Source organism: Actinokineospora bangkokensis, assembly GCF_001940455.1.
GTDB classification, from domain to species: domain Bacteria; phylum Actinomycetota; class Actinomycetes; order Mycobacteriales; family Pseudonocardiaceae; genus Actinokineospora; species Actinokineospora bangkokensis.
In genome coordinates, this window is record NZ_MKQR01000013.1 from 21,910 (window position 1) to 45,191 (window position 23,282).

17 protein-coding genes are annotated in these 23,282 nt (G+C 73.7%); 13 read left to right on the forward strand and 4 right to left on the reverse strand.

Going from position 1 to position 23,282, the window contains the following annotated elements:
* Position 1: 1 nt before the first annotated feature.
* A complete protein-coding gene (locus BJP25_RS12970) occupies positions 2–4,705 on the reverse strand; it encodes a peptidoglycan-binding domain-containing protein (protein WP_075975156.1) in 4,704 nt (1,567 codons plus the stop codon).
* 441 nt (positions 4,706–5,146) lie between these two features.
* Here BJP25_RS12970 and BJP25_RS12975 point away from each other — a divergent pair, with 441 nt between their 5' ends.
* The 6 genes from BJP25_RS12975 to BJP25_RS13000 all read left to right on the forward strand — a co-directional run bounded on the left by BJP25_RS12975 (position 5,147) and on the right by BJP25_RS13000 (position 10,651).
* Positions 5,147–7,813 carry a SpoIIE family protein phosphatase gene (locus BJP25_RS12975; RefSeq protein ID WP_075975157.1) on the forward strand — a complete coding sequence of 889 codons (2,667 nt, stop codon included), beginning with the start codon at positions 5,147–5,149 and terminating at the stop codon, positions 7,811–7,813.
* A gap of 26 nt (positions 7,814–7,839) precedes the next feature.
* Positions 7,840–8,523 (forward strand): winged helix-turn-helix transcriptional regulator, encoded by a 684-nt coding sequence (locus tag BJP25_RS12980; protein WP_075975158.1) that lies wholly within the window; start codon positions 7,840–7,842, stop codon positions 8,521–8,523.
* Between the two features lie 158 nt (positions 8,524–8,681).
* Complete coding sequence (locus BJP25_RS35495; protein ID WP_084793963.1) at positions 8,682–9,323, forward strand: LuxR C-terminal-related transcriptional regulator; 642 nt, start codon at positions 8,682–8,684, stop codon at positions 9,321–9,323.
* 283 nt (positions 9,324–9,606) lie between these two features.
* The gene (locus BJP25_RS12990) at positions 9,607–9,873 is read left to right on the forward strand and encodes a hypothetical protein (RefSeq protein WP_075975159.1); all 267 of its coding nucleotides are present in this window, start codon (positions 9,607–9,609) and stop codon (positions 9,871–9,873) included.
* Positions 9,870–10,073, forward strand: a complete 204-nt coding sequence (locus BJP25_RS12995; RefSeq protein WP_075975160.1) for a cold-shock protein — start codon at positions 9,870–9,872, stop codon at positions 10,071–10,073. The genes BJP25_RS12990 and BJP25_RS12995 overlap by 4 nt, the downstream gene beginning before the upstream one ends.
* Positions 10,074–10,177: 104 nt before the next feature.
* On the forward strand, positions 10,178–10,651 hold the full coding sequence (locus BJP25_RS13000) for a DUF5994 family protein (RefSeq protein ID WP_143219049.1): 474 nt from the start codon (positions 10,178–10,180) through the stop codon (positions 10,649–10,651).
* A gap of 170 nt (positions 10,652–10,821) precedes the next feature.
* On the opposite strand, the gene BJP25_RS13005 is transcribed toward BJP25_RS13000, so the two are convergent.
* Positions 10,822–11,760 (reverse strand): acyl-CoA desaturase, encoded by a 939-nt coding sequence (locus BJP25_RS13005; protein ID WP_075975162.1) that lies wholly within the window; start codon positions 11,758–11,760, stop codon positions 10,822–10,824.
* A gap of 277 nt (positions 11,761–12,037) precedes the next feature.
* Here BJP25_RS13005 and BJP25_RS13010 point away from each other — a divergent pair, with 277 nt between their 5' ends.
* From BJP25_RS13010 to BJP25_RS13020, 3 genes are all read left to right on the forward strand, one after another.
* The gene (locus tag BJP25_RS13010) at positions 12,038–12,478 is read left to right on the forward strand and encodes a helix-turn-helix transcriptional regulator (protein ID WP_075975163.1); all 441 of its coding nucleotides are present in this window, start codon (positions 12,038–12,040) and stop codon (positions 12,476–12,478) included.
* 10 nt (positions 12,479–12,488) lie between these two features.
* The gene (locus tag BJP25_RS13015) at positions 12,489–12,899 is read left to right on the forward strand and encodes a VOC family protein (RefSeq protein WP_075975164.1); all 411 of its coding nucleotides are present in this window, start codon (positions 12,489–12,491) and stop codon (positions 12,897–12,899) included.
* A 132-nt stretch (positions 12,900–13,031) separates the two neighbouring features.
* Positions 13,032–15,419 (forward strand): ATP-binding cassette domain-containing protein, encoded by a 2,388-nt coding sequence (locus tag BJP25_RS13020; RefSeq protein ID WP_075975165.1) that lies wholly within the window; start codon positions 13,032–13,034, stop codon positions 15,417–15,419.
* A gap of 31 nt (positions 15,420–15,450) precedes the next feature.
* Here BJP25_RS13020 and BJP25_RS13025 read toward each other — a convergent pair whose 3' ends face one another.
* On the reverse strand, positions 15,451–16,392 hold the full coding sequence (locus tag BJP25_RS13025; RefSeq protein WP_075975166.1) for an amidohydrolase family protein: 942 nt from the start codon (positions 16,390–16,392) through the stop codon (positions 15,451–15,453).
* 156 nt (positions 16,393–16,548) lie between these two features.
* Here BJP25_RS13025 and BJP25_RS13030 point away from each other — a divergent pair, with 156 nt between their 5' ends.
* Both BJP25_RS13030 and BJP25_RS13035 read left to right on the forward strand, forming a co-directional pair.
* Positions 16,549–18,471 carry a hypothetical protein gene (locus BJP25_RS13030; RefSeq protein WP_075975167.1) on the forward strand — a complete coding sequence of 641 codons (1,923 nt, stop codon included), beginning with the start codon at positions 16,549–16,551 and terminating at the stop codon, positions 18,469–18,471.
* Between the two features lie 119 nt (positions 18,472–18,590).
* Complete coding sequence (locus BJP25_RS13035) at positions 18,591–19,532, forward strand: hypothetical protein (protein WP_075975168.1); 942 nt, start codon at positions 18,591–18,593, stop codon at positions 19,530–19,532.
* 209 nt (positions 19,533–19,741) lie between these two features.
* On the opposite strand, the gene BJP25_RS13040 is transcribed toward BJP25_RS13035, so the two are convergent.
* Positions 19,742–20,623, reverse strand: a complete 882-nt coding sequence (locus BJP25_RS13040; protein WP_084793964.1) for a LysR family transcriptional regulator — start codon at positions 20,621–20,623, stop codon at positions 19,742–19,744.
* Between the two features lie 190 nt (positions 20,624–20,813).
* Here BJP25_RS13040 and BJP25_RS13045 point away from each other — a divergent pair, with 190 nt between their 5' ends.
* Both BJP25_RS13045 and BJP25_RS13050 read left to right on the forward strand, forming a co-directional pair.
* Positions 20,814–21,971 (forward strand): ATP-binding protein, encoded by a 1,158-nt coding sequence (locus BJP25_RS13045; RefSeq protein WP_075975170.1) that lies wholly within the window; start codon positions 20,814–20,816, stop codon positions 21,969–21,971.
* A gap of 7 nt (positions 21,972–21,978) precedes the next feature.
* Positions 21,979–23,277, forward strand: coding sequence for a tetratricopeptide repeat protein (locus BJP25_RS13050; protein WP_143219050.1), 1,299 nt, complete (start codon positions 21,979–21,981; stop codon positions 23,275–23,277).
* The last annotated feature ends 5 nt before the right edge of the window (positions 23,278–23,282 follow it).

Here is a 23,282-nt window from a genome sequence, read left to right on the forward strand (position 1 = left end):
CTCACGCGGGCAGCCCCTCGGTGTCGAGGGCGAAGGTGCGGGTGAGCAGCAGGGTGCGCTGCTCGGCGGGCAGGTCCCCCACGGGCAGCTTCCAGCCGGACCCGTTGGACATGGCGGGGGTGCCGCTCGCGGCGTACCAGGCGGGCCAGGCGCGGGCGATGCGCATGGAGTGCCCGGGGTCCTTCCACTGCCCGTGCGTGCCGTGGTTGGCCGGGTGCGGCGCGGGGTCGGCGGGCTGCTCGGGGTTCGGGTCGTCGGCGGTGGGCGGGACGGGGGGCAGCGCGGGGCCGGGGTCGATGAAGACGGCGTTGAGCGCGTCGATCAACCGCTTCTCGTGCTCCTGGCCCTGGTCGAAGCGCGGCTCACCGGCGGGGTCGGCCGGGTCCGGGGGCAGCTGCGCCCGCCACGTCGCCGGGTCCTTGCCCCAGGTGAGCAGCGGCGTGGACGCCTTGGCCTTGGACAGCACCGAGCGCATCTCCGAGCTGGCCACCGCACCCAGCTCGGAGTGGCCGTCGAGGACGAAGCCGGGGCCGTTGACGTGCAGGCGGTGGATCATCGCCGCGGTGGCCTCGGAGCGGAAGACGTCCCCGATGGTGGCCCCGTCGACCAGGGTCGCCGCGGTGCCGGTGGCGGACTCCCAGCGGGTGCCGCGCACGTCGCGCAACCGCACCCTGGTCATGTCCCACTGCGCGCGGGTGAAGTCGTCCACCGTGCGCGCGGCCATGACGAACCGGTAGTGCCAGTGCCACATGCGGAAGAACTCCAGCTCGCCGTACTGGCCGTAGCTGCTGATCCCGCTGCCGTTCGCGGCGGTGAACCCGTTGAGCGGCCGCGCGGTGCCGGTGCGGTCGAGCCGGGCGCCGCGGGCGGCGTACTTGCGCTGCCCGGGGTCCCAGGGCCGGGTCGAGCCCGCCGCCGCGGTCTTGCCGTCGCCCTGCCACACCCGGTCGGGGACGATCCCGGCGTGCCCGATGACCTTGTCGTAGGCCTGCGGGTAGCGGGCGCGCAGCAGGGCGAAGTAGGCCCACAGCTCGCCGTCGGCGACGTCCCACAGCTCCCGGGCCGGGCGGGTCGCGGACGCGGACTGCCACTGCCGGGCACCGAGCGTCCAGTGGCACACGCCCATCGAGGCGAAGGCGTTGTCGTAGCAGTTGACCCCGTCGAAGAAGGCCAGCGCCTCCACCTCGGCCACCGCGCGGATCACCTTGAACGTGGGCAGCCTGCCCGGGCCCAGCTCGGTGATCGCCTGCCCGGTGAACCGCTGCGGCAGCATCTCCGCCTCGGCCCAGCACTCCTTGCGCCCCGGCTCGGTCACCGGTCCGTACAGCTTGGCCGCCGGGTCCGCGGAGCGGACGGGCAGGGTGATGGTGGTGAGGTGGCCGATGACGGTGCACTTCTCGCGCTCGGTGGTGTCGGCCTCCCGGCCCGCCGGGCGCACCCAGTGGTCGCCGAAGTCCCTGGCGTAGGCGCGCCTGCGGATGCCGTCGGGCACCTCGCCCTTGGTCTCGTCCCAGATCCAGAGGTTGTCGGCCACCCGCGCGGGCCTGCCGTCGGCGGCGGCCAGGCGCTGCAACTGCTTCTTGGCCCCGGTGGACTGCACCAGGTCCCAGCCCTCCACCACGACCGGGCAGCGCCACAGGTTGACCTTCCAGCGGGCCAGCGCGGTGCGGGTGCCGGTGTCGACCTCGCCGCTGACGTGGCCGGTGAACCGCCGGGTCTCGTGCACCGAGGTCGACTCCAGCGCCGAGGCCCAGCCGTACCACTGCTGGTCGCCCGCGACGCTGGTGTCCACCGGCAGCCAGGTCACCGCGTCGGTGACCTCGTGCGCCGCGGCACCGGTGCCCACCTGGCCGCGCTCGACGGTCCAGTCGGTACCGGCGACCTCGGTGACCTTCAGCGTCTCGTAGCCCACCCGCACCATGAACGGCGCGGCCGGGAAGCCCGCGGCGGAGTCCACCTTGAGCACCAGGCCCGCGACGTCCAGCGCGACGCGCACCCGGGTGAACGCCGACCCGACCCGGGCGACCTTGCCGTACTTGGCGTAGGTCTGGAACTCCCGCACCGCCCACCGGGTCTTGCGGTCGTAGCGGCCGTTGCGGTCGACGAAGGTGAAGCCGAGCTCGAACAGGTCGCGCTGCAGGGCGAGCACGTCCTTGCGGTTCTCCGCGTCGCCCGCGTCCACGGTGCCCTCGACCAGGAGCCGGTCGTGGTAGAGCTTCGGCAGGGTCTCCACCGGCAGCGACGGGGCCTGGCCGACGTCGAGCGGGACGGCGAGGCGGGTCAGCGGCGCGCCGCCCGCCTGGTTGGGCGGGCGCCACCACAGGCTCTGCACCACGGACTTGGCGTCGCCGTCGCCCCAGGCGAAGGTCAGCTCCGCGAGGTTGTTGCGGCCCACCAACTGCTTGCCGTCGCCCCAGCGGGTCGCGAAGCCGAGGTGGTTGGTCGCGGCGTCGATGTACCAGCCCAGCGCCTTGGCGCGCTGCTTGGCGTCCTCGGGCGGGAAGGTGACCGCGGCGGGCGCGCCGGTGCGGGGGTTGAGCCGGTCGGGGTCCTCGTGGCGGTAGAAGTCCACCCGGTAGCGCCACTCCGGGTTCTTGGTCAGCGTGTGCTTGGCGGTGACGTCGGCGACGGCGGGGGTGGACGGCACCCGCCACTGGATCGTGCGGCCCTCCTGCGAGGGGTCCGGCGCGAACCCGATGTCGAGCGGTTCGGACCGGTCGTTGGCCCACCCCACCCGCTCCACGGCGGGGATCGCCTTGGAGCGCTCGATGGTCCCGTTCTGGTGCAGGTAGACCGTCGCGCTGCTCTCCCCGCGCGCGCTGCCCGCGGTCAGCTGGGCCAGGACCCCGCGCACCGCACCGGTTCCGGGTCGCTGGAAGGCCGAGGACGCCTCGTAGGACAGCCGGGCGGCGAAGCCGTAGCCGACCTCACCGGAGAGCGCGATGACCCGGCGGCGGCGCACCTTGGGGTCGGCGTCGGTGCCCGCGCCCGCCGGTTCGGGCAGCGCCAGCAGCCGGGCCACCAGCGACTCGAACCCCGTGCGGAAGTTGCCCCAGCCCGAGGAGTCGGCGATCAGCGCGGTGGCCTCGGCGGGCATGTTCCGCAGCTCCGGGCGCGCGAACCCGCCCAGGAACGGGTGCCCCACCACGGGTTCGGCCGACACCAGCAGCGTCACCTTCTCCAGACCGGTGTCCGCGGCGGCGTCGACCATGTCCCGGAAGGGCAGGTCGCCGTAGACCAGGGCGGGCGGGGAGGTGGGGCCGGAGGGGAAGAACCGGCGGGTGTGGGTGTCGAGCACGACGGCCTGGTGCACCGGCCACTCGATGCGGTAGTGCCAGTTCAGCGCACCGTCGGCGCGCTCGATCGACCCGGCGAAGACCCGGGTGGGGACCCCGGTGCGCAGCGCGATCTCCGCGGCGGGCGCGGCGGCGGTCGGGTCCGGTGTGGCCAGCGCGTCGAGCAGCTTGCGGCCCGGCTGGCCCGCGGCGAACTGCGCGGGGGTGTTGCCCCAGGCCTGGAACACCGCGTGCGCGGCGAGGGAGTTGGCCAGCAATCGCTTGCCCAGCGGGGCGGCGACCTGCTCGGTGAGCACCTCGCCGTCGTGGAACCAGTCGTCGGTGACCTCGTGGTCGCCCAGCGCGGTGTAGGTGGCGGTGTTGGCCAGCGCCCGGCGCACGGCCACCAACCCCTTGCGGAACTCCTCGACCCGCAGGGCGTCCTCGCGGAAGCGCGCGGCGGTCGCCTGCGCGGCGCTCGGGGTGGTGGTGCCCGCGGGCGTCGCGGGCACCTCCTGGCCCGCGGTGACCCCGAGCGCGGCGGCGACCTCGGGGTGGACGTCGGCGAGCCACTCGGTGCACTTGCCCTCGGGCCATAGCGCGTCGGACCACGTCAGCAGGTGCATGGCGGCGAACTCGGAGAACCGCAGCAGGTGGCTCGCGCCCTGGCGCGTGCGGGCGCGGGCCTTGTCCCGCACGAGGTCCTGGCGGTGCCCCGGGCGCAGGTCCGCGTCGGTGGCACCGGGCAGCGCCTCGGTGCGGCCCAGCAGCGCGGTCCCGCGCGTGGCGCACAGGTGCAGCAGGACGTCGGCCACATCGTCGGCGTAGACCTGGTCGCCGGTCAGGAAGAGCTGCTGCGGGCGGCGGGCGGCGTCGGCGTGGTCCACCTTGAGCACGTCGTCGAGCAGCGACAGCGCGTCGGCGCCCTGGCCGTGCGGCTTGCGCCCGGAGGTGTGGAACAGGCGCAGCCGCGCCACCGCGTCCGGTGGGGTGGCGAACGAGGGCAGCGCCTTGTCCGCGGTGCCGTAGACCAAGCGGTCCCTGGCCTTCTGCGTGGTCGAGGCCACCACGCCGGGGGCCAGCAGGTGCTCGGCGGCGGTGGGCGGCACCGGGTCGGCCGCCGCGCCCTCGGCGAAGCGCACGCGGTAGCGGTGGATCGTGCCGGGCCTGAGCTGGGTCGTCCCCGCCGTGGTGGCGGTGATGGCCACCACGTGCAGGTTCGCGCCCAGGCTGGTGGTGACGGAGGTGCCCGACGCGACCGGGGTCTCACCGGTCTGCTCGGTGGCCTCCGCCAGCACCTCCAGGGTGGCCCGGCGCGCGGAGCGCAGTGCGAACCAGACCGTCGCGGACGTGCGGTCCACCCTGCGCACGACCGGTCCGGCGAGCACCAGCGGCAGGGTCGCCGGGTCCAGTGGGGGCAGTGGCGGCACGGGTGGTCCCTTCCATCGCGGTCGACCGTTTCCGCGCAGGGCGAGGCCGAGGCGGTGTGGTGGGGTTGGCCCGGGGCGCCGGAAGACCCGGCGGGCCAAGGGAAACCGACCGCGTCCACCTGCGCTTCTGAAGTGGACGGTCGTGTGCTGAACGGGTGTCGCGTCTTCCGGTCGCTTGTGTCGCCACCGGACCGGGCTCGGTTACGGCCGTTACCCTCTCGTGATGCGATTACTCTCCGCGTTCCGCGTTTGCGCTGGTGATCACCCCGGCCGTCACCGAGCGCGATGGGGGCGGGCGAACCGGCCCGAGCGGATGACCCACCCCCGGATCGGCCGAACCGACGACCCCGCCCCGCGGTGCGCCCCGCCCGGTTCGGCCGGTGGTCGCGCGCGCGGCTGGGCTAGTGTGCGGTGACGAGCGCGACGCGGGCTGGAGGACGGGTGAGCGGAGCCGAGCTGCCCGCGGGGGTGCCGCTGGTGGTGTGGGAGGCCGACGCGGCCTCGGGCCGGTTCACCTTCGTCTCCGAGCACGGCGCGGCGCTGCTGGGCCACCCGGTCCGGGCGTGGCTGGCCGACCCGGGCTTCTGGGCCTCGGTGCTGCACCCCGACGACCGTGAGCGGGTGCTGGCCGCCCGGCGCGACCCGGTCGACCACGAGGACGACTACCGGGTGCTCGCCGCCGACGGCCGGGTCCACTGGGTGCACGACGTGGTGCGGGTCGCCCGCGACGCCGACGGCACCGCCCGCGCGCTGCACGGCGTGCTCGTCGACGTCTCCACCCGGCGCGCCGAGGAGCGCCGCGAGCGCTTCCTCGACGCGCTGGAGCTGCGGTTGCAGCCGCTGGTGGACGCCGAGCAGATCATCGCCGCGGCCGCGCAGGCGCTCGTCGAGCACCTCGGGGTGGACCGGTGCACCTACGCCAGGGCCGAGGAGGACGAGGACCACGTGGTGATGGTCGGCGACCACGCGGTCGGGCTGCCGCACCTGACCGGCCGGTTCAGCACCCGCGACTTCGGTGAGGGGTGCCTGGAGGCGATGCGCGCGGGCGAGCCGTGGGTGATCACCGACAGCGCGACCGACCCGCGGGTGCGCGCGCAGCGGGAGAACTACCTGGCGCAGGGGATGCTCGCGGCCATCGCCGTCCCGGTGCACAAGGCGGGCCGGTACGCGGGCGCGTTCGCCGTGCACCACGGGTCGCCGCGGCGGTGGTCGCCCGACGAGGTGGCCCTCGTCACCGACGTGGCCACCCGGTGCTGGGAGTCGCTGGAGCGCGCGCACGCCGCCCGCGAGCTGCGCGAGAGCGAGCGGCGCTACCGGATGCTGTTCGAGCAGGCCGCCGACGGGGTGTGGGTGGCCGACGCGCAGCTGCGCTACGTCGCGGTCAACCCGGCGGGGTGCGCGCTGATGGGCTACACCCAGGAGGAGTTCCTCCGGCTGTCGGTGCCCGACCTGCTGCCGCCCGGGGTCGAGGTCGCGCTGGAGGACCTGCTCGCGCGGCTGGCCACGGGCGCGCCGGTGACCGAGGTGTGGGACCTGCTGCGCGCCGACGGCACCACCATCCCGGTCGAGCTGAGCATGCTCGCCACCCCCGCGGGCCTGCAATCCATCGGCCGCGACGTCACCGACCGCCGCCGGGTGGAGGTCGAGCGGGAGGCGCAGCTGCGCCGCGAGCACGAGATCGCCGACACCCTCCAGCGCAGCCTGCTGCCCAGGGAGCTGCCCGACCTCGACGGCCTCGCCCTGGCCGCGCACTACCTCCCGGCGTCCCGGCACGCCCAGACCGGCGGCGACTGGTACGACGTGCTCCAGGTCGGGGACGGCACCGTGGCCCTCGTCGTCGGGGACGTGGTGGGCAAGGGCCCGGACGCCGCGGCGGTGATGGGCCAGCTGCGCAGCGCGCTCGCGGGGGCCCTGCTCGACGGGAACACCCCCGCCGCCGCGCTGCGCAGGTTGGAGCGCTTCGCCGACCGCACACCGGGGGCGCTGGGCAGCACGTGCGCGTGCCTGCTCTACGACTGCGCCTCCGGCGTGCTGCTCTGGGCGACCGCGGGCCACCCGCCGCCGCTGCTGCTCGACGCGAACGGGGTGCGCGCGCTGCTCGGCGAGGCGGGCACGGTGCTGTGCGCGGGCGGCACCTTCGCCGACAACGCCGTCGTGGTGCACCCGGGCACCACCCTGGTGCTCTACACCGACGGGCTCATCGAGCGCCGCGGCGCGGTCATCGACGACGGCATCACCGCGCTGGCCGACCACCTGCGCCCGCTGGCCGCCACCGGGCCGGCGGACCTGGCCGACTCGATCATCGCGGCGCTGCTGGCCACCGGCCACGACGACGACGTGGCGCTGGTCGTCGGCCGGATCACCCCGCCGCCGCTGGTCGTCGAGGACGTCCCCGCCACCGCGGCGGCGCTGGCCGACATCCGCGTGCGCACCGGGCGGTGGGCGGCGCTGGCCGGGCTCTCGCGCGACGCGCTCATCGAGCTGAACCTCGTCCTGGGCGAGGCTGCGGCCAACGCCATCGAGCACGCCTACCCCGACGAGCCGGGCCACTTCGACTACTCGGTGGAGCGGACGCCCCGGGGCGGCCTGCGCGCCCAGGTCCGCGACCGCGGCGCCTGGCGCCCGCCCCCGCTCGACCGCGGCCACCGCGGCCGCGGCCTGGAGATGATCCACGAGATGTCGACCGCGGTGGTGACCCACGGGCCCACCGGCACCCACGTCGACGCGCACCTGGTCGAGCCGGACGGCGCGGGGCCCGCCGGGCCCGCCGCCGAGCCCGGGGTCGCCGCGCTGGTCGTCGCGGGCGGCACCGTGGTCATCTCCGGCGCCCTGGACCTGGCGGGCACCGCCGCCGTGCGCGAGGGCCTGCTGCGCCGCGCCGACGGCGCACCCCTGGTGGTCGACCTGACCGGCGTCACCCACCTCAGCAGCTCCGGTGTGGCGCTGTTCCTCGACCTGGGTGCGCGGGTGCCCGTCACGCTGCGCACCACCACCGGCAGCGCCCCCGCGCGCGTGCTGGCGCTGTCCGGCCTGCCGAGCGGACCGGTCGGGGTGGACCTCGTCCCCGGCGCCGACCGCGCCGCGCCGACCACGGATTCCCCCCGTTAGGGCATCTCCGCACAGCCTCGCCCGGCGTGGTGCGGCGGGTGCTGCTGGCAGGCACCACCGGGTCCGGCGCCGCCATCGCCGGTGCCCTGGCCGCGCACGGCTTCGAGGTCGTGTGGAGCCCGCCGCCCCCGGGCGGGCCCGCGGCGCTCGACCTGGACCGGGTGGACCTCGTCGTCGTCGACGGCCGCTCCCCCACCGCGGTGGCCACGGTTCGGGCCGTGCGCGGCCGCGCCCGCACCCTGGTGGTCACCGAACCGGGTGACGACCGGGGGACCGCGCTGCTGCTGGACTCCGGTGCCGACGCGTTCACCCCGCACCCGGTCGGCCCGCGGCTGCTGGGGGCGTGGGCGCGGGCGCTGCTGCGCGGCGACCCGGGGGTCGGCCGCGAGGTGGTGGCGGGCGAACTGGCGCTGGACCTCGGCGCCCGCACGGCCCGCTTGGGCGACCGCGAACTCGGCCTGACGCGGCGCGAGTTCGACCTGCTCGCCCACCTCGTCCACCGGCGCGGGCAGGTGGTGGGGCGGGAGGAACTGCTGGCCCGGGTCTGGGGCAGGTCCGGGAGCAGCCGGACGGTGGACGTCCACGTGTCCTGGCTGCGCCGCAAGCTCGGGGAATCGGCCAGGGCGCCGCGCTACCTGCACACCGTGCGGGGCGTCGGCTTCACCCTCGAACCGCCGACCGCACCGCCCGTCGAGTCCATTCCCCGATAAACCCGTTTGTGTTCCAGAACCGATTGTCAAAAGGTTCTCAGCGAGCAATTCCTGCAATGAGGTGAATGCGTTGACGCGCCGTTCTGGCGGCGGTTAGCGTTCGGACAGACGCGATTCCCGCCAGACATTCCCCGTCCGCAGAACCGGAGCGTGAGGAAATGCGCGCCACCACCGCGGGCCGGGTGCCGCCACCACGGGTGGCCCCCGGCCCCGCCGTCCCCGCACCGCTGCGCCCGCTGTTCGACCGGCCCGGCCTGGCCGCGGCCCACCTCGACCGCGCGCTGCGGGTGTCCGCCGCGACGGCCGACTTCACCGACCACTTCGGACTCGCCCGCGACGCCGCGGCGGGCCGACCGCTGCCCGCCCTGCTGCACCCCGACGACCACCCGGCCCTGCTGCGCGCCTTCACCGCGCTGCGCGAGCGCTCCGGCTTCACGCTGCCGGTGCACGTCCAGCGCCCCGACGGCCGCACCCGCGCCGCCCGCCTCACCGCCCTGCACCTGCCCGACGGCGCCCTGGTCGTGCTCGACGCCCACGACCCGGCGCCGCCCGCCACCGACCCGACCCGGGTCACCCCGGTGGAGGCCCAGGTGCTGGAGGGCCTGGCCGCGGGCCTGTCCACCGTCGCCCTCGGCACCCGCCTGCACCTCAGCCGCGGCGGGGTGATCTACCACCTGTCCAACCTCCAGCGGAAGTTCCACGTGCACAACCGGCCCGCGCTGATCGCCAAGGCCTACGCGGCGGGTCTACTCCTGGTCGACTCCTGGCCCCCCGCGGTCCTGCCGAACCGCATCTGCTGAACCCCCGATTGTCCACACTGGTCGGTCAGCCGGGACGGGTGCGCCGCGCGAAAGCCCCACCGCGCCCCCCGGTGCTGTACAGTCAACCGGGTTGGGAACTCAGACAGGGGCAACCAGCCCCTGCCGCTTCCCGGAGCCACCCCGAGCCGATGGCGATTCGGCCGGAGATGGGAGCACCGGCTTGCCGCCGGATCGCGATGTCCTGGTTCTCCTCCCCCACCTGCCCGGTGAGCACGGGCGCGGCCACGACGACCCAGTAGCACCCCAGCGCAGGCAGGGGCTCATGGACGACTACTCGGGTGTCCGCCAGGCCGCCCTGCGCGCCGAGGCGCAGCAGCAGCGCAGGGCCGCCCGGACGGTGGCCGCCCACGCCTCGGGCAACGACGACTGCCGCGAGCTGCTGTCGATGCTGGGCCTGTCCGCGGGGTCACCGGTCGCCGCCGTCGAGGGGCCACCGACCCCGCGCGCCGACCGGACCGCGGGCCCGGAGCACAACTCCCACTGGACCGCGCCGGTGCGCGACCGGTCGACCGAAGGAGCACGGCGATGACGCACGGCACGGTGAAGTGGTTCAGCGGCAGCAAGGGCTTCGGCTTCATCTCCCCCACCGACGGGGGTGCGGAGCTGTTCGTGCACCACACCGCCATCGAGGGCTACGACCCGTCGGGGATCCCCGACGGCCGCCCGGTCGAGTACGAGGTCGGTGAGGGGCGCAAGGGCCCGCAGGCGTTCTCGGTGCGATTGCTCTGACGACGCTCCACAAGCTCCACAGCGGCGCACCTGGAGCGCAGGTGCGCCGCCGCCCCACCGACGACGGTTCCGGCGCCGATCCCCGCCGGGGGAAGGACGCCGTGATGACCACAGCCGATCCCGCGGGCACGCGGGCCCGCCTGGTGGTGAAACCAGTGAGCGAGCGCGGCGGGTCCGTCGACGGTGCCTGGTGGCCGCGCTCGACCGACCCCGCCGCGGAGTTCCCCGGCCTGGTCGCCGCGCTCGACGTGGAGGGCGGGGTGCGCGCCATCTCCTACCACCTGCGCACCTGGGACCGCACCGAGCGCGTGCTGCTGCTCGACTCCGGCGCGGTGACCTTGAACGGCTACCACAACACCCAACCCGACACGGTGACCGTCCTGCTCGACGACCACCACCGGTTGCGGCTGCTCGTGGTGCCGCCGCCCACGCCGGCGGGGCTGGCGAACGCCGTGCTGCGCGCGACCGCGACCTGCGACCGGGCCGCCACCGTGCAGGACATCCTGGCGGGCAACGGGATCGTGCCGGGCACGAACCCCGGTTCTGCGCCCCAGGCGCCCGTCCCCGAGCACTTCTGACACCACTGCTCTGACAGCACCGCTCTCACACCACTGCTCTGACAGCAACCTGCGGGACGGCACCGTCCCCGCAGGACGAACCCGGGTCGCAGCGCCGACCCGGGTTCCGCCGCGCTCTGGGGAGAACACCACCCACCGCCCTGTCCACTTCGGACAGGGCGGCGCCGGTATCAGCGGGTGGCGAGCCGCGCCAGGCGCTCGGGGACCGGCCAGCGGACCTTCGTCGCCCAACCCAGCTTCTCGAAGGCCCAGATGACCCGGGCGGAGATGTCGACCTGCCCGCGGCGCACGCCGTGGCGGGCGCAGGTGGGGTCGGCGTGGTGGGAGTTGTGCCAGGACTCGCCCATCGACAGCACGGCCAGCGGCCAGAAGTTGGCCGAGCGGTCCCGGCTGGCGAAGGGCCGGTCACCGACCATGTGGCAGATCGAGTTCACCGACCAGGTGACGTGGTGCTGGAAGGCCACGCGGGCCAGCCCCGCCCACAGGAACCCGGTCAGCACGCCCCACCAGGACATCGTGGCCAGCCCGCAGATGGCGGCGGGCAGCAGCACGCTCAGCGACACCCAGAGGGGGAACAGCCGGTCGACCGCGCGCATGTCGGGGTCGGCGGCCAGGTCGGGGGCGAACCGGTCGACGTTGGTGCGGTCGCGCTCGAACAGCCAGCCCATGTGCGCGTGCCAGAACCCCTTGACCAGCGCGCGGGCGGAGGTGCCGAACAGCCACGGCGAGTGCGGGTCGCCCTCGCGGTCGGAGAAGGCGTGGTGGCGGCGGTGGTCGGCCACCCAGGTGATCACCGAGCCCTGCGCGGCCAGCGCCCCGGCGATGGCCAGCGCGATGCGCAGCGGCCGGGCGGCGCGGAAGGCACCGTGGGTGAAGTAGCGGTGGTAGCCGACGGTGACGCCGAGGGTGGAGATGGTGAAGAACACCCCGGCCACGGTCAGCTCCACCCAGCCGATGCCCCACCCCCAGGCCAGCGGCACCGCCGCGACCAGCGCGGCGAACGGGATGAGCAGGAAGGCCCGGATCGTTACCAGCTCCGCCCGGCCCGCGGGCTGGGCGAACATCGGTTTGGGACCGGGGGATGGACGGGTGGGTGTGGCTGCGGTCATGCGGGAACCTCTCGGTGTTCGGGGAACGCCCGCGCCCGGGCGTGGTGCTGCCGGGGCGCGGCACGGGTGCGCACGTGGGCGCGGGTCTGGTGGGCAGGCGGGTGGGGTGCGCTGCGTCGTCGAGCGGCGGTGCACCCAGCTCGCACGAGCGAGGGGGTCAGCGCGGGCAGCGGGGTGGTCCGCCGCGGGCCGGGTCCCTGACCCGACCTGTTCGTGGCCTGCACCTCGACGGTACAGGCATCGGCGCCGACACGCCCGGCCCCCGTACGATCCGGTCGTGAGCACCGCCGACCCCGCCCACCACCTGCGCGAGCTGGCCAGGCTGCGGCGCGTCAAGGACCGGATCGACCGGGAGTTCGCCCGGCCGCTCGACGTCGAGGCGCTGGCGCGGGGCGCGCACATGTCCGCCGGGCACCTGAGCCGGGCGTTCAAGGGCGCTTACGGGGAGTCGCCCTACAGCTACCTGATGACGCGGCGCATCGAGCGGGCGATGGCGCTGCTGCGGCGGGGGGACCTCAGCGTCACCGAGGTGTGCTTCGCGGTGGGGTGCTCCTCGCTGGGCACCTTCAGCACCCGGTTCACCGAGCTGGTCGGGATGCCGCCCAGCGCGTACCGGCGGGAGGCCGCGCGGGCGACCGAGGGGATGCCCAGCTGCGTGGTCAGCCAGGTCACCCGACCGGTCAGGAATCGAGAAGCACCAGGTCCGGGGCGCCGATAGCGTTCGCGGCATGGACATCACCATCCACGCCAGCTTCCTCCCGCAGGACGACCCGGAGGCCGCGCTGGCCTTCTACCGGGACAAGCTCGGGTTCGAGGTGCGCAACGACGTCGGGTACAACGGCCTGCGGTGGCTCACCGTGGGGCCCGCGGGGCAGCCGGGCACCTCGATCGTGCTGCACCCGCCCGCGGTCGGCCCCGGGATCACCGACGCCGAGCGCGAGGTCATCACCGCGATGATGGCCAAGGGCACCTACGGCAGCCTGCTGCTGGCCACCGCCGACGTCGACGCCACCTTCGAGCAGTTGCAGGCGGGGGACACCGACGTCGTGCAGGAGCCCACCGACCAGCCCTACGGGGTGCGCGACTGCGCCGTGCGCGACCCGGCGGGCAACCTCATCCGCATCCAGCAACGCCCCTGACCCCGGCGGCGATCACCCGATGGGGGACGCCCCTCCCCCGGGGCGGGGTGGACACTGGTCCCGCCCGCCCCCGACCCCGAGCAGCACCCGGCCGGCAGCCCGGCCCGACCCGCCACGGAGAGCACCAGCAGCATGGCCACCAGGACGACGGCGCCCGCGGCGCCCACCCAGCACGCCGCCGACAGCCACGACATGATCCGCGTGCACGGCGCGCGGGAGAACAACCTGCGCGACGTCAGCGTCGAGATCCCCAAGCGCAGGCTGACGGTGTTCACCGGCGTGTCCGGGTCCGGCAAGAGCTCGCTGGCCTTCGGCACCATCGCCGCGGAGTCCCAGCGGCTGATCAACGCCACCTACAGCGCGTTCGTGCAGGGGTTCATGCCCTCGCTGTCCCGGCCGGACGTGGACGTGCTCGACGGGCTGACCACGGCCATCATCGTCGACCAGCAGCGGATGGGGTCCGACCCGCGGTCCACCGTGGGCACCGCCAGCGACACCCACGCCATGCTGCGCATCCTGTTCAGCAGGCTGGGCACCCCGCGCGTCGGCTCGCCGCAGGCGTTCTCGTTCAACGTGGCCTCGGTGTCCGGGGCGGGCGCGGTGACCTTCGAGCGCGGCGGCCAGCAGGTCAAGGAGCGGCGCGAGTTCAGCGTCACCGGCGGCATGTGCCCGCGCTGCGAGGGCCGGGGCTCGGTGTCCGACATCGACCTCACCGAGCTCTACGACGACAGCAAGTCGCTGAACCAGGACCCGTTCACCATCCCCACCTACACCGGCGACGGCTGGGTGGTGCGGGTCATCCGCGACTCGGGGTTCTTCGACCCGGACAAGCCCATCCGGGAGTTCAGCAAGCGGGAGATGGCCGACTTCCTGCACAAGGAACCCACCAAGGTCAAGATCAACGACGTCAACCTGACCTACGAGGGCCTGATCCCCAAGCTCCAGCGGTCGATGCTGTCGAAGGACCGCGAGTCGATGCAGCCGCACATCCGCGCCTTCGTCGACCGCGCGGTCACCTTCTCCACCTGCCCGGAGTGCGGCGGCACCCGGCTCAGCGCGCTGGCCCGCTCGTCGAAGGTCGCCGGGATCAGCATCGCCGACGCCTGCGCGATGCAGATCAGCGAGCTGGCCGGGTGGGTGCGCGCGCTGCGCGAGCCCGCGGTGGCGCCGCTGCTCACCGCGTTGCAGGCCACCCTGGACGCGTTCGTCGAGATCGGCCTGGGCTACCTGTCGCTGGACCGCGCCTCGGGCACGCTGTCGGGCGGCGAGGCGCAGCGGGTGAAGATGATCGGCCACCTCGACTCCGCGCTCACCGACGTCACCTACGTCTTCGACGAGCCCACCACCGGCATGCACCCGCACGACATCCAGCGGATGAACAAGCTGCTGCTGCGCCTGCGGGACAAGGGCAACACGGTGCTGGTGGTCGAGCACAAGCCGGAGACCATCGTCATCGCCGACCACGTCGTCGACCTGGGTCCGGGCGCGGGCGCCGACGGCGGCACCGTGTGCTTCGAGGGCACCGTGGACGGGCTGCGCACCAGCGGCACCGTCACCGGCCGCCACTTCGACGACCGGGTGGCGCTCAAGGACGAGGTGCGCGGGTCCAGCGAGGCGCTGGAGGTCCGCGGCGCGAACACCCACAACCTCCAGGACGTCGACGTGGACATCCCGCTGGGGGTGCTCACCGTCGTCACCGGCGTCGCGGGCTCGGGCAAGAGCTCGCTGGTGCACGGGTCGATCCCCAGGGGCGCGGGGGTGGTGTCGATCGACCAGACCCCGATCCGCGGCTCGCGGCGCAGCAACCCGGCCACCTACACCGGCCTGCTCGAACCCGTCCGCAAGGCCTTCGCCAAGGCCAACGGCGTCAAGCCCGCCCTGTTCAGCGCCAACTCCGAGGGCGCGTGCCCCACCTGCAACGGCGCCGGGGTCGTCTACACCGACCTGGGCATGATGGCGGGCATGGCCACCACCTGCGAGGTGTGCGAGGGCAAGCGGTTCCAGGCCGAGGTGCTCGTGCACAAGCTCGGCGGCAAGGACATCAGCGAGGTGCTGGCGATGTCGGTGGCCACCGCGGAGCGGTTCTTCGCCGAGGGCGAGGCGCGCATCCCCGCCGTGCACGCCATCCTCAGCCGGATGGTGGACGTGGGCCTGGGCTACCTCACCATCGGCCAGCCGCTGACGACGCTGTCCGGCGGCGAGCGCCAGCGCCTCAAGCTGGCGACCCGCATGGGCGACAAGGGCGGGGTCTACGTCCTCGACGAGCCCACCACCGGCCTGCACCTGGCCGACGTCGACCAGCTGCTGGGCCTGCTCGACCGGCTGGTGGACTCGGGCAAGTCGGTGATCGTCGTCGAGCACCACCAGGCCGTGATGGCGCACGCCGACTGGATCATCGACATCGGCCCCGGCGCCGGGCACGACGGCGGTCGGGTGGTGTTCGAGGGCACCCCGCGGGAGCTGGTGGCCGACCGCTCCACCCTCACCGGGCAGCACCTCGCGGAGTACGTGGGCGCATGAGCACCGCCCCCGGCGCCCGCGGCGCCGGGGGCTACCCCAGGCGGGGGAACAGCCCGAGCGCCCGCTCGCGCTGCATGGCGCTCCGCTGCCGCGGGGTGAGCGCGTCGGTGTCGGCGAGCAGCTGCGCGAGGCCGCGCACCACCGGGTCGGGCGTGAACGGGAAGTCGCTCCCGTAGAGCAGGTTCTCGGTGAGGGTCAGCAGCGCGGGCAGCAGGCGCGGCAGCGGGAAGCCCGCCACGTCGTAGTGCAGTCCCCGCAGCGCGCCCAGCACGTCCACCGGCGGGCCGCCCGCGATCAGCGACATCGCGGCGATGCGGTCGGCCAGCGCGGGCAGGGTGGCCCCGGCGTGCGGGACGATGAACCGGATGCCGGGGTACCGCTGGAGGGTGCCCGAGAGCACCAGGCCGGTCACGGCCCGGGTCGTCTCGAACGGGAACTCCACCACCGGCCGCGGCAGCCCGCCGCTCACCGCCTCCCAGCACGGCGGGGACGTGGGGTGCAGGAACACCGCGGTGCCGCGCCGGTCCAGCTCGGCCAGCAGCGGCTCGTGGTCGGGGTGGTCGAGGCGCTTGCCCGCGTGGTGGGTGTGCAGGGTGATGCCGTCGGCGCCCAGGGCGTCGCAGGCGCGGGCCAGTTCGGTGAGCGCGCCGTCGAGGTCGGGCAGGGGCAGCGACGCCAGCAGCCCGAACCGCCCGGGGTGGGCGGCGACGACCTCCGCGCCTTCGTCGTTGACGGCCCTGGCCAGCTCCCTGGCCTGGGCGTCGTCCCCGAAGTGCACGCCCGGCGAGGACACCGACAGCAGCGCGGTGGCGACGCCGGTGCCGTCCATGGTGGACAGCGCGAGCTGCGGCGTCCACTCGGGGATCGCGGGCATGCCGTCCGGCCTGCTGTGCCCGGCCGCCTCCATCGCCGCCCGCAGGCGCGGGGTGAGGTAGTGCGCGTGCACGTCGATCGCGCCGTTCAGCGGGGTCATCCGGTGCTCCTGTCCCGGCGTCCGGCCGTGGAGTTGACGACTTCGTCATCTCGCTCCACCCTACCGCCAAGCCTGACGAAATCGTCAACCCGCGGGCCCGCGGGTAACAGCCGCTGCCAGGCCGCCGATGGGCTCGGTGACCTCGGGAGGGGCGCGGTGGGCCGATCGGCGCGGTGGGTGGGGGTCGTGGTGGCGGCCGTGGTCGTCCTGGCCGCGATCGGGGTCGGCGCGTACCTGCTGTGGCGGTCGCCCTCGCCCGCCGCGGGCCTGTCCGACGAGCGGGTGGTGGACGTGCCAGCGGACGAGGCCGTCGACGTGCGGGTGGACGACCAGTGGTCGGTGCACATCCCGGCCGGGGGCGTGCGGGAGGCCTCCACCCTGCGCATCCGGACTGTTTCCGGGGACGTCGGGCCCGCGGGGAGCCGGAAGCTGGCGGGGGCGCTGTTCACGCTGTCGTCCGGGCAGCCCACCGCGCCGTGGACGTTCACCTGGCGCCAAGAGCAGCCGGTGCCCGACGACCAGCTGCTCTACCTGCTCGACGACTCCGGCGACGGCGCCGCCTACGGGCTGGGCGACACCACCGCCGAACCACTCCCGGCCACCGTCGCCACCGCGGAGCTGAGCGCCGACCGGCGGACAGCCACCGCCACCGTCGAGCACCTGTCGTTCCTGCAATGGCTGGCCGACGCGGTCGACTGGGCCGACAACGCGCTGGGCAAGGTCTTCGGCCAGCGCTCCGACCCTCCGCAGTGCGAGGGCGAGCGCCCCGGCTGGATGGACGAGCCCACCTACTTCGACGACCGCAACTCCCCCATGCGGACCTGCGTGGGCGCCGACCCCGCCCACGCGGACACCGCCGTGGTCAAGGTGGTCAACAACCGAGGCGGCGCCCTGCTGGTGACAGCACCGGTCGTGCCCACGTGGGCCTGGCAGTCCGGCATCCCGGCCGACGTCCAGTCCTGGGTGCCCGACCTGCTGACCACCATCTCCGAGCACCTGGGCGTCCCCGCCGCGCAGTCCCAGCGCACGTGGGTGCTGCCACCCGGGCACGCCGCGCACCTGGGGTTCACCAAGGAGTCGTTGCAGGACCAGGGCACCCCGGTCGAGATCACCGGCCTGTACACCACGTCGTCGATCGCCTTCGGCCTCGCCGCGGGCGCCGCCGCCGAACTGCTGGACGACACGGGCACGTGGGCGTCGTTCGCCCTGATGGGCGCTTGCCTGGAGGGCACCGCCACCAAAGCAGGCACCTCCGCAGGCGACGTGGTGGACGTGGTGGTGGGCCTGGGCCGCTGCGTGCTGGAACAACCGGAGACCGTGCTGCGCACCCTCCGCGCGACGATGGGCCAAGCGGCCTGGGAGAAGGTGTCCCGCCAGCTGTACAGGGCGGCCAACGTCGGCAAGCTCGTCCTCACCCGCTACCTGGCCCTCGCCCAAGCCACCTACACCCTGGGCGACGTCCTCGGCACCCTGTCCCTCCCGCGCTCCGCCTTCACCATCAGCCTCTTCCCGAAGCCCTCCACCGGCAAGAAGACCGTCGTGGTCAACCTGAGTGGCACCACCAAGTCCGGCACCCCCGCCCCGGGCTGGACCGTCACCGACACCGACGAGGTCGTCGAGGGCTGCACCTCCAGCCCCACGTCCCACTCCCCCGGGCTCGTCGCCTGCTCCCCCAGCGCCGCAGGCGCGGACGTCTGCTGGGTCACCCCCGACCGCGTCACCCTGCTCTGCGGCGGAAACCCGTGGACGAAAGACCTTCGCCGCCTCCGCTCCGACACCCCCATCACCACCCCACCAGGCGCCGACTACACCCCCGCCCCCTGGGGCCTCGAACTCGCCAACGGCCAGAAGTGCCGCCTCCGCAACGGCGGCTCCTGGCCCGGCCGAGCGGACGACTGGGCAGGCGCCTACCACTGCGGCTCCGACACCCACTTCGTCCTCGCCCGGGACCAACCCCTCCTCGACACGTCCTCTCCCTTGTGGACGGTCAAGTACGGCGAACTCGGAGAGCCGGACCAGGACTTCCCCCCACCGGAAGACGTGGCGGTCCTCCGCGCGTACTACGCCACCACCCCCTGAGCGGCGTTTCACCCCCTGCAAAACTTTGTGTTGAAGGACAACAACTCTAGCCCCGTCGGCGGAATACCGGGATCAGACCCTGGCCCGTGTCCGCAGCAGGGGACTGCCACGATGTCCCCATGCCGCACGCGGACCTGACGGCCGAAGACTGGTACGACCTGTCCGACACAGCCGCTGTCCGAGTCGGCACCGCCATCGCCCGCGAAACCGGCCTCACCCTGGTGGGCCTCGGCTACCGCGACCACCAAGGCGACCCCTGCCGGGTGGCCGTCTTCGGCGACGGGGACACCCGCTACGCCCTGGTCCCTGGCGGCCGGGTCCGCCTGGGCCACGACCCCGACGCCTTCGTCCCCACACCGCACCAAGCCGCGAGCTACGCCGACAGCGCCGAGGAGTGGGACCTCCCGCCGTTGGCCGACCACCTGGCGGCGTGCACGTCGCCCGTCCGGCACGTCGAACTGCCCGCGGTCGTCGTCGCCGTCGAGGCGGTGGACCTGTGCCTGAGGCCCGTCCCCTTGGATCATCCGGCCATCGCGACCTACCTGGCCGATCACCAGCCCTACCCCGGGCTCACCACAGCGGGCCTCTCCAGCCCGGACGTCACCCTGGAAGTCCGCTACGACGGCTCCTGCACCGCCACCGGCGCCTTCATCCGAGACCCCCTCACCCACCACGACGCCACAACCCGCCTCGCCGCGGTAGGCACCCGCCTGCTCACCCCGAACGAGTGGGAGTACGCCTGCGGCGCGGGCACCCCCACCCTCTTCCGCTGGGGCAACGACACCCCGCCACACGGCTACCCCACCGACTTCCCCACCGGCGCCCACACCGACCGCAACCGCTGGGCCCTGCACCCCTCCCCCACCCCGTACCACGCCGAACGCACCGCCGACCCCACCGTGGATTGCGGCGGCGACCACGGCCTGTCCATCTGCGGCGGCATGGGCTTCTTCCTGGGCTGGCTCCCCCTGGCCCCCTCCCACCGATCCCCGGCAACGCACGACGGCACAAACCTCCCCCACCACACCCTGCACGTCAGACCAGCCATCGACCTGCCCTGAAGAGCTGACAGCCCATCTGAGGCTGGGGCGGCGAATTCGGCGACCAGGGGCCTAGGTGGACTTGGTGGTGAGCCACCCGCAGGTGGTGGCGGAGGTGAGGTCGCAACTGGAACGGGACAGCGCCGTGCCGCACCTGCATTGCAACGCGGGGACCACGTACGACGACCTGGAGCGCACGGGCCGGGGGCGGTACCGGTTGATCACCTGAGTCAGGTCAGCGCGGTCAGGATCTCGACCACCTGCGTGCGCAGCCAGCGGTGCGCGGGGTCGCTGTCGTGGCTGCGGTGCCAGGCCAGGACCACCGGCACCTCGGGTGAGGGCACCGGCAGCGGCAGCGTGCGCAGGCCGAGCTGGGCCACCAGCGGGGCGCACCCCAGTTCCGCGCCGGTGACCACCACGTCGCTCGCCGCCACGAGTTGCAAGGCCGCCGCGGCGGTGGGCAGCGACGCCACCACGCGCCGCCGGATGCCCGCGTCCGCGAGCAGGGTGTCCACCGGGTCGTGCAGCCTGCCGCGGCGGGAGATGATCACGTGGTCGGCGGTGGCGTACCGGTCGGGGTCGCCCAGCAGGGGGTGGCCGTCGCGGACGATGGTGGTCAGGCGGTCGTGGGCCACGGTCCGGGTGGTCAGCTCGGCCCGGTTGGCGGGCCCGGTGCCGACCTCCAGGTCCACGTGCCCCCGGTTCAGGTCAGGCGTGTCGGCGGGCGCCTCGGCCAGCAGCCGCAGCCGCACCCCCGGGGCCGCCGCCCCGACCCGCGCGAGCAGCGGCGCGGCGAGCGCGGTCAGCAGCGCGTCGTGCCCCTGGATGGCGAACGTGCGCTCCAGCCCCGCCAGGTCCACCTCCCCCACCGGCGCCAGCAGGGCCTCCGCCCGCAGCACCAGCTCCCGCACCTCGTCCCGCAGCGCCAGCGCCCGGGGAGTCGGCGTCATGTGCCTCCCGGTCCGCACCAGGACGTCGTCCCCCACCGCCCGCCGGATGCGCCCCAGCGCGCGGCTCATCGCGGGCGCCGTCAGGTGCAACCGCTCCGCCGCGGCCGTCACGCTGTTCTCGGCCAACAACGCGTCCAGCGCGATCAGCAGGTTGAGGTCCACTTGCACGAGGGTAATGCCCGCGAAGATCACCTTGCGCCGCGGTCAATCACATCGACGCGAGGGGGCGTCGTGTTGGACGATGAACCCCATGGGTGCCAGGTGGCGGCGGTGGGGGTCGAGGGGTCAGCGGGATGACCAGGGGCCGACCACTCAGACCAGCAACGCGGCGGACCTGAACCAGGGAAACGCCGTGCAGGCCGGGCGAATTAACCAGGTCCACCTGCACTACAGCCGGCCTGCGGGCGGTGAGGCGCCCCAGCGGAGCTCGGACGCGGGACCGGTCGACTGGGAGTCGCAGGTCCTGGTCGACCCGCAGGACCTCATCCACGTCGAGGAGATCGTCGGCGGTCTCGCATCGGCGATCGAGTCCCCCACAACGCCCGCCATCACGGTGTCGGGCGCGGGGGGCGTCGGCAAGACGGCGGTGACCCACGCGGCGGTCAAGCGGGTGGTGGCGGGCGGGCGGTTCACCCACGTCGTCTGGGCCTCGGCGAAGAACGTGCGCTTCTCCTCCGGCGACGTCGGGCAGGCCGCGGTCGACTCGATCTACTGGCACGACCTGCTGCGGATGGTGTGCGAGCAGCTCGGCTGCCCCCTCCCGCCGAGCCAGAGCCTGTGGGAGGGGGAACTGCGCCGCTGGTTCGCCGACGAGCTGCGCGGCGCGCGCGTGCTCGTCGTGGTGGACAACCTCGAGTTCGTCCACTCCGCCCAGCGGGTGATCGCGCGGTTGCGCGACCTGGGGGTCAGGCAGCCGCACAAGGTCGTGGCGACGACGCGGTGGCGGGTCACCGAGGAGTTCGACGTGCGGGACTTCGGCATCCGCCCGTTGGCCCGCGCGGGCACCTACGACCTGGTCCGGCTGCTCGCGGCGGGGTCGACCTCGGACCTGCAGTCGGCGGGCGACGACGACCTCGCGCCCATCTTCGACATCACCGAGGGCAACCCGTTCCTCGTCAAGCTGATCACGCGGCGCTTCGTGGTGACCGGTCGGTCGCTGGACCGGATCCTCGCGGAGGTGGGCGCCGCTGGCGAGCACGAACTCGGCGGCAGGGTCCGCACCTGGCTGTTCGACCGGTCGCTGGACCAGCTGCGCGAGAGCACCTCGGAGCAGGAGGCGGTGAACCTGCTGTTCTCGTTCTGCATCGGCGGCCGGGGCGGTTCGCTGCGCTACGACGACCTGCGCTCGGAGACCGCCGCTGCGGACGACGACCGGTTCGACCACATCCTGGAAGTCGGGTGCAGGCTCGGCATCATCCGGCCCTCGGACCACAACCGCCGCTACTCCATCCACAGCCTGCTGTACCAGTACACGTGCCCGCTCGCCTGGTCGAGCGCGACGGCGGGCTGAGGCAGTGGTGTCGGGGTGGCAGGCGCTGTTCACCAAGCGCGCCGACGAGCGGTTCCCGGCCGAGATCACCCGGGTGATCGCTGAACCTCATCGCTACGGCGAGCCCGACGCCATGCCCACCCTCGCGATGCTGCTGGACGCCGCGGTGATCACCTCGCACCGGTTGGACGCGAGCACGATCCACGACCTCGTCGCCCTGTCGTTCAACACGCTGCTGCTGGCGGGGGTCAACGAGGGCTTCGACGGGCACCGGCAGTTCTTCGACAGCGCCCTCCAGTTGATCGACCTGCTGGAGCACCGGGGCCACGCCACCACGATGCTGCTGCTGTCGGCCGCCCGCTTCGAGGCGCGGATCGACAACGGTGGTGCTCGTCGGCGCCAGTTCATCGAGCGCGCGCTGAGCGCGGCCAAGGACCCCGGTGAACGGCTCACCGCCCTGTTGACGGTGGCCAAGTTCCACACGGACATCAGCGAGTACCGCAAGGCCCTCGCCGTGCTCTCCGAGTGCCGTCGACTCTCGGACAACCCCCTGACCGAAGCCGCTGTCGACATCGAGACCACGACCGGCGTTTGCTACTACTACACCGATGTCGATCTCGCGCACAGACACTTCAGCGACGCCGTGGCGATGGGGGGACCGCTGGCGGAGCGCGGCGACCCGTGTCAGCCGATGGCGACCGCGCTGCACTACCTCGGGCGCATAGCCTCGGACAAGGGGCAGCACCAAGCAGCGCTGGACCACTACGTAGCGGGCAACAACCTGGCGGAAGGCCAACTGAGCGGCAAGGGCTACTTCCACCAGCGGCTGGCCGAGGTCCTGCTGCGGTGCGGGCAGGTGGACGAGGCCGAACACCACCTGGTCCAGGCCGAGGCGACGTTCGCGCGCGTGGGGCAGGTCAGCATCCCGCTCGCCATCCTCAACGGGACGTGGGCGAGGCTGTTCGTCCGGACCGAGCGGTACGACGACGCCGAGCGCGTCCTGTTGACCGGGTTGTCGATCAGCAGAAGGCACGGCGGCCCGCGGGCCGAGTTGATGCTGCGCGCGGAGTTGCTGACCCTGCGCATCAAGCAGGGCCGGTGGCGCGACGTGCTGCTGCTGGCGCTCCGCTGTCTGGACCTGTTCATCCGCACCGAGCTCGCGGGCGCCGAGGGCAACCCGGTCAAGCAGATCCTGGCGCAGCTCAGGTGGGCGACCACCACCATCGGCTCCGCGTTCCGGAGGAAACCCCGACGAGAAGCCGACTCGCAAGTGACCTGCCCCTGCGGCGCGGACCACCAGCCACTCACGCGTGAGCGCCGCCGCTGAGGCGC

What these genes read in the sequence shown, in the direction of transcription:
- BJP25_RS35495 (WP_084793963.1), top strand. Translation starts at nt 8,682, where the DNA reads ATGCGCGCCACCACCGCGGGCCGGGTGCCGCCACCACGGGTGGCCCCC.
- BJP25_RS12990 (WP_075975159.1), top strand. Translation starts at nt 9,607, where the DNA reads ATGGACGACTACTCGGGTGTCCGCCAGGCCGCCCTGCGCGCCGAGGCG.
- BJP25_RS12995 (WP_075975160.1), top strand. Translation starts at nt 9,870, where the DNA reads ATGACGCACGGCACGGTGAAGTGGTTCAGCGGCAGCAAGGGCTTCGGC.
- BJP25_RS13000 (WP_143219049.1), top strand. Translation starts at nt 10,178, where the DNA reads ATGACCACAGCCGATCCCGCGGGCACGCGGGCCCGCCTGGTGGTGAAA.
- BJP25_RS13005 (WP_075975162.1), bottom strand. Translation starts at nt 11,760, where the DNA reads ATGACCGCAGCCACACCCACCCGTCCATCCCCCGGTCCCAAACCGATG.
- BJP25_RS13015 (WP_075975164.1), top strand. Translation starts at nt 12,489, where the DNA reads ATGGACATCACCATCCACGCCAGCTTCCTCCCGCAGGACGACCCGGAG.
- BJP25_RS13020 (WP_075975165.1), top strand. Translation starts at nt 13,032, where the DNA reads ATGGCCACCAGGACGACGGCGCCCGCGGCGCCCACCCAGCACGCCGCC.
- BJP25_RS13025 (WP_075975166.1), bottom strand. Translation starts at nt 16,392, where the DNA reads ATGACCCCGCTGAACGGCGCGATCGACGTGCACGCGCACTACCTCACC.
- BJP25_RS13035 (WP_075975168.1), top strand. Translation starts at nt 18,591, where the DNA reads ATGCCGCACGCGGACCTGACGGCCGAAGACTGGTACGACCTGTCCGAC.